We start from the raw sequence: 3,038 nt of genomic DNA on the forward strand, positions 1-3,038 counted from the left end.
ATTATATCAAATCTTAACTCAATTGTCTATCTTTTGGTATTAACCTGTTTGTGCCTTAAGTCCTTCCCTGTATGGATTTCAGCTACTTTTGAGCGTAGTTGCTCTCATCGAATTTTATTTGAAGTTAATTATTTGCATAACAATTCCCGAAGAGCCGAAAAGATTTAGACTATCATAAGATGCGCTGAAATTATCCAATTGGCATCAATGAAGATTTTTAGCTCTTTTGTCTCATCTACAAGAATAGCATTTTCCAAAAGTGATAAAAGAGGTGTAAAGTTACTTTATATTAGTTGTCTTTGATAGCTGGGAAATTGTCCTGACGACTTCCCAAATTGCTCCTCACCTGACCCACCGTCCCAACCTCCAGTTGACGAAAGTAGATAGCACCGAGTCGGTTGTCAGCCATCTGATCAGAGGCTTGCAGCGATCGCCTAGTTTTAAATTGAGTTACGCGCAAGCTCAGGTATTTTTATTTGAGCAACGCCAAGAGAGAAAAAGCAGCGCAGACCGTATATCTGTAAAAAATGCTACAATAAGCTAAGATTCCATCAAAGGTTAGATTATCAAACGCCGACTCAGGACTATCAAGGTCGGAAAGCCTCGTTCGATAGTCTGAGCAGAGGCAAGACAATCGGTTAGAACTTATCGACCATCTGAGACTGTCCAATCGTTGGGAGCGACTTCGGGTATGGGTGAGGATATCGATCCGCAATTGTCAGGGTAACACCAAATCCCCCTGATCCAGTGCAGTGGACAAGCCTTCTTGTTCCTAGTGACCACTTCAGCAGTCCCTGATGATAACTGGGTTTTGCTAACTGGATTTAGGATAAACCTGCCTTAGTGCGGTTTTGCCGTTACTTGTCTAACAATTGTTGCTATTTCACTAACTACCTTATTTTTTATAGTTAAAAATTATGGCAAGCAAATCTTATTCGATGGTGCAAAATTACCCAATCGGAACAACCGGAACGGGACTAGATCAAACGGTTGAAAGAATTGGCATAGATCCAGGACTGGCTGGTGCTAATCTCGGCACAAATATTACGGGTGGAATGACGGCGGCTAATGAATTAAATCAGTTAATCTTAGAAGCCAAACAAGCCACTGGAGTTGCTAGTAACGGCATTTTTACTGTCAGTGACGTAACTGCGATTAATGCTTGGATTCGCGCTAACCGTTTAGCAGAATTTACTGCTCTCCACGGCGATGATGACGGCACAACAGAAACAGGGTTTCATTTAGTCCAAAATGACGGAGCGACTCAACAGTATCGCAACCAAAATTTAGTTGATACGGTTTTTGATGGCATTTATCACATTGGTTTCCTAATTGAAAATGGCACCTTTGTCAATGAAGATGGTAACGCCAATGCCACAGTTGCTCAGGTGGCGGATTGGCTAACCCAATTTTATACAGATCGGGCCACAACTAATACCGGACTTGATCGGATTACGGAATTAATTATTGCCGATCAGGGTTTAGCGCAAAATATACCTTGGCAAGAAATTGCTGGCGGTGCTGATGCGGCCAATGGACTGAATGATTTATTAAAAACAGCGATTACCACCTACAATCTCGCCGCCGATGGTTCAATTTCCGAAAGCGATATTGCACAAATTAACAATTGGATTCGCTCTGATGCCACCCGTTATAATACTTTTATTGTTCTGCATGGGGATGATGACGGCACAACAGAAACTGGCTTCCATTTAGTTCAAAATGACGGCGCTCAGACCACATATTTTGCAAAAAACCTAGTTAATACTGTTGCCGACGGAATCTATCATATTGGTTTTGAGATCCAAAATGGGCGGTTTCTCAACGAAGATGGTGCAGCTAATGCCACAGTAAAAGACGTAGCAGATTGGGTAACATATTTTTACGTCGATCAGTCCACCACTGGCACAGGATTAGACAAAATTGTCGATACCATCAAAATTGATACTGGCTTAGCCAAGTGGACAAATGCGGGGGATATTAACGCCGGAGCCGCCGCCGCCGACGGACTTAACCATCTATTAGTAGATGGCATTACTGCTACAGGTATCGCTGCTGATGGCTGGATTACCAGCGATGATATTCGCACCCTCAATCAATGGGTTCGCACTAATCACTATGAAGAATTTGTCCTCCTTCACGGTGATGATGAAGGGGATGAGGAAACAGGCTACCATCTGGTGCAAAATGACGGAGCGACAACTCAATATTTTGGCAAAAATTTAGTCAATACCGTGGCCGATGGACTCTATCATATTGGCTTTACCATCGAAGAAAATCGTCTCGTCAACGAAGACGGCGATGCCAATGCTCGCCTTAACGATGTTGCCAGTTGGCTCAACTATTTCTATCTTCAGAAAACCATTATTTACGGTGATAACTCCAGCGACACGATTACAGGTACGAATCTTGCCGAACACCTGATGGGTTACGGGGGAAACGATATTCTCAATGGTGGCGGCGGCGATGACCTAATCGATGGAGATTGGGGGTCTGACAATTTATCGGGTGGGGTTGGTAATGACCTCCTCTATGGCGGCGCAGACAATGACCAATTAGATGGAGGTGAAGACTCAGACACTTATTATGTCTCCGGTAATCTAGCCGGAGGCTGGTCGAGTTTCCAAGGCTATGACATCTACACCGATACAGGGACCACCGGGGTGGATAAAATTGTGGCTTTGGGTACAGGAGACGTGGACCTAGGGATTCTTTCCTTTAGCGCCAACAGTGGCATTGAAACCATCGACGGGACAGGAGTAACAGGAAAAGTCACCATTGTCGGTGATTGGAGTGACAATACCCTCGACTTCTCTAATACTGCTTTTGTCGGTGACAATATCCAAATCAATGGCTATTGGGGGAATGACAATATCACCGGTAATACCAGCAATAACGTCATTATTGGTGGCGGTGGTGAGGACAAACTTAACGGTGGTAACGGTTCCGACCAATACATTTATACAGGCTATCAAAGTAATGAGTGGAATACCTTTGAAGGCTATGACACCATTACGGATACAGGAACCACTGGCACA

The 3,038-nt window shown here is 43.9% G+C and carries 1 protein-coding gene; it reads left to right on the top strand.

Translation table 11 applies throughout. From position 1 onward, the window contains the following. Window positions 1-917: 917 nt before the first annotated feature. The coding region (locus IM509_RS08370; protein ID WP_502882251.1) for a calcium-binding protein at window positions 918-3,038 on the top strand (2,121 nt) is incomplete at its 3' end.

This window comes from Microcystis sp. M31BS1, assembly GCF_020245285.1.
GTDB lineage: Bacteria > Cyanobacteriota > Cyanobacteriia > Cyanobacteriales > Microcystaceae > Microcystis > Microcystis panniformis.